Source organism: Rhodococcus yananensis (assembly GCF_020515525.1).
Lineage (GTDB): Bacteria > Actinomycetota > Actinomycetes > Mycobacteriales > Mycobacteriaceae > Rhodococcus > Rhodococcus yananensis.
This window is the reverse complement of record NZ_JAIYEP010000144.1, coordinates 1-4,066: the sequence shown is the minus strand read 5'-3', so window position 1 is coordinate 4,066 and position 4,066 is coordinate 1. Positions and strand designations below refer to the sequence as shown.

The window sequence follows — 4,066 nt, the reverse complement described above, 5'->3', positions numbered from 1 at the left end:
GATCCCGACGCCACCGCGCCACCGCCAACGCCAACGCCGCCAACAACCCGTCGTTGACACCACCGCGGAACACCCCCGGCAACGACGTCAACAACACATCGGTCACATCGGCGGGCACCGACACGTGGACACGGTCGACGGTGGAGGCGGTGTCGATCCGAGGATCGAACGCGCGCGAGCCGAGGATCGGGTCGTCGGTGCCCAGCACCGTCGTCCAGTGGTCGAGTTCGGCGACGCGGGCGGGCGCAACCGCCTCGTCCGCGAGGGCATGCGCCCAGCGCCGCAGCGACGTTCCGACCTCGGGCAGCGCGGGTTCGCGTCCCTCGGCGATCTGTGCCCACGCGGATACGAAGTCCGGCACGAGGATTCGCCACGACACCCCGTCCACGACGAGGTGGTGCGCGGCGATGATCATGCGGCCGGTCCTGGTCGGGCCGAAGTCGAGCCACACGAAGCGGACCACGACGCCGTCGGCCGGACGCAACCGCCCCAGCGCATCGTCGAGCGCGTCGCTCGCGATCCCGATCATCGTGTCGTGGTCGACGCCGGGGTCGACTTCGACGCGGGTGAGCAGGGACCCCACATCGACCGTGCCCGGCTCGGCGACGGACAATCCCCAGCCGCGATCGTCGAAGACCAGCGTCGACCGCAGTGCATCGTGTCGGTCGATCACCGCGGTGAGGGTGCGCGAGACCGCGACGGGGTCGGCCCCGGCCGGGATCTCGAGCACCGAGTTCTGGGTGAACCGGTCGAACCGGCCCGGTCGCTCCACCATGAACCGGGCGATCGGGGTGAGCGGCATCCAGCCGATCCCCCCGCCGTCGAGTTCGGCGAGCTGCACCTGTGTGTCCACGTCGTCGCCGGTCGCCGCGATCCGGGCGAGAGCCGCAACGGTCTTCTGTTCGAAGACGTCCCGCGGGGTGAACACGACGCCGCGCGCCTTCGCCCGCGACACGAGCTGGATCGACATGATCGAGTCGCCGCCCAGCGCGAAGAACGAATCGTCGAGGCCGACCCGATCGAGACCGAGGACCTCCGCGACCACCTCAGCGATGACCTGTTCGGTCTCGGATGCCGGAGCGCGGAACTCCTGCGCTTCGAAGACCGGTTCCGGGAGAGCACGACGATCGAGCTTGCCGCCGGGCGTCAGCGGCACGCTGTCGAGAACCATGATCGATGCCGGCACCATGTGGGCCGCCAACGATCGTCCGGCGAACTCGGCGAGGTCGACGGGGTCCACGGTGCGGCCGGCGGTCGGAACGACATAGGAGACCAGTGCCGTGGCACCGGACGGCAGCGGGCGTCCCATGGTCGCCGCGAACTCGACCGCCGGATGTGCCGTCAGCGCAGCGTCGATCTCACCGAGTTCGATGCGGAATCCGCGGATCTTGACCTGGAAGTCGGAGCGGCCCACGTACTCGATGTAGCCCTCGGACGTCCACCGGACGACATCGCCGGTCCGGTACATGCGGACGCCTGGCTCACCGAACGGGCGGGCCACGAACCGATCCGATGTCAAGCCCGGTCGCGCGTGGTAGCCACGTGTGACCTGCGGGCCCGACAGGTAGAGGTCACCGGCGACACCGACCGGGACGGGCCGGAGCCGTGCGTCGAGGACGAGGGCGGTGGTGTCGCCGATCGTCGTACCGATCGTCAGGCGATCTCCGGGGTGCAGCGGCACGCTCGAGTTCGTGACGATCGTCGTCTCGGTCGGACCGTACACGTTGAGGAAGACCCGCTCGCCGCCCTCGGGTGCCACCGCCCACTTCGCCATCAGTTCCGGCGAGTACGCCTCGCCGCCGACGGCCACGGTGTGCAGATCGACGAGCCCGGACGGATCCATCGTCGCGAGGGCGACCGGGGTGATGAACATGTGGGTGACACGTTCGACCCGCAAGACCTCGGCGAGTTCGGCGCCACCGTAGATGCCCGGTGGCACGACCACCATCGTCGCGGAAGTCTCCGTGGCGAGGAAGAGTTCCAGCATCGACGCGTCGAAGCTCGGCGACGCGAAGTGCAGCGTCCGGGACTCCGCTGTGGTGCGGTAGTGGTGGGCCTGGGCCGCGCTGAAACCGGCGAGACCGGCGTTCGTCGCGACGACTCCCTTGGGGAGCCCCGTGGTACCGGACGTGTAGATCACCCACGCGGGGTGTTCCGCACGCAGCGGGCGGATCCGTTCGGCCGCGGTGACGGGCGCCGACGACATGCCGGAGGTGAGCGCCTCGCAGCGGTCGCCGTCGATCGCGAGCCACTCGACGGTGTCGGGTAGTGCGGCGATCTCCCGTTCCAGGGTCAGACCGAACCGGACGCCGGAGTCGGTGACCATGTGAGCGATACGGTCGGCCGGGTAGGTGGGGTCGACCGGAACGAACGCGGCTCCGGTCTTCGCGACGGCCCACACCACCAGGACCGATTCGATCGAACGTGGAATCGACACCGCGACCCGGTCCTCGGGGCCGACGCCACGCTCGATCAGGACGCGGGCGAGTCTCGACGACCGTTCGTCGATCTGCCGGTAGGTCACCGATCGTCCCTCGCAACGCACCGCGTCGCGGTGCGGGGCACGTGCCGCGGCCTGCGCGAGCAGATCCGCGAGCGGGCGCGGTTCCACTCCGCTCGGTGCGCGACGGCGGGTGAGCTCGGCGAACTCGACGTCGTCGAGGAAGGCGGTGTCGCCGACAGCGAGCTGTGGGTCGGCCAACGCCGACCGCAGGATGCGGACGAAACGCTGCCCGAAACCGGCGATCGTCGCATCGTCGAACAGATCGGTCGCATAGATGACCTGAACCGAGATGCCTTCGGGTTCACCTGATTCCGAGAAGGACTCGACGAAGGTCCACTGCTGGTCGAACTTCGCGACAGTCGTGGAGAGATCGATCTCGGACACGGTCAGGCCGTGCAGATCCAATGCGGCCGGAGTCTGGTTCTGGAACGACAGGGCCACCTGGAAGAGCGGGTGGTGTGCCTGCGAACGGACCGGATCGAGTGCATCGACGAGTTGCTCGAACGGGATGTCCGCGTGTGCGAACGCCCCGAGGTCGACCTCGCGGACCCGAGCGAGCAGCTCGGCGACCGGCTCGGCGGGGTCGAGTTCGGTCCGGAGCACGAGAGTATTGACGAACATACCGACGAGGTCGTCGAGTTCTGCCTCACCGCGACCCGCGATCGGAGCACCGATCGCGATATCCGTCGAATCGGACAACCGGGCGAGGAGGACGGCGAGCGCAGCGTGCACCACCATGAACGGGGTGGCACCGTGACCCGTCGCCATGCCTGCGATCGCCGCGTGCGTCGACGCATCGAGCATGAACGTGTGGACGGCACCGCGACCGGAGAAGACCGCCGGACGCGGCCGATCCGCCGGCAACGTCAGTTGGTCGGGGACTCCGTCCAATGCGGTACGCCAGTAGTCGATCTGACGGGCGAGGACCGACTCGGTGTCGGATTCGTCACCCAGGACGGCGCGCTGCCAGATCGCGTAGTCGGCGTACTGCACCGGGAGCGGTGCCCAGGCCGGTGTCTCGCCTCCGGACCGCGCCGCGTACGCCACCATCAGGTCGCGGGTCAGCGGTGCCATCGAGAAACCATCGGTTGCGATGTGGTGGACCACGAACACGAGCACGTGGTCGGTCTCGGACAGCTGCAACAGCCGCACCCGGATCGGCACCTCCGCGGCGACGTCGAATCCGCGTGCGCCGAGGTCGCGGAGCACGTCGACGAGTTCGTCGGCCGACGTGGGCCGCGGAGTCGGATCGACCGATACCGCGTCCGGTTCGAGAACCTGCTGGTAACCCGTGCCGTCGAACTCGGGGTACACGGTGCGCAACACCTCGTGTCGCGCCACCAGGTCGCCGATGGCCGCGACGAGCGCGTCGCGGTCCAGCGCACCGGTGAGCCGCAGCGCCACCGGAACGTTGTAGTTCCCGGAACCGGGCTCGAACCGGTTCAGGAACCACATCCGCTGCTGCGCAGGCGACAACGGCACCCGCTCCGGCCGAGGCTGCGCCACCAACGCCACCCGACCACCATCACCGGCACGCGACTCGAGCCGCGCCGCCAACCCCAC

Annotated in this window: 1 protein-coding gene; it reads right to left on the bottom strand. The window is 69.0% G+C overall.

The annotated features are described in order from the left end of the window. Positions 1–4,066 (bottom strand): non-ribosomal peptide synthetase (locus LDQ05_RS19360; protein ID WP_226438577.1); only part of this gene is annotated, 4,066 nt, incomplete at both ends.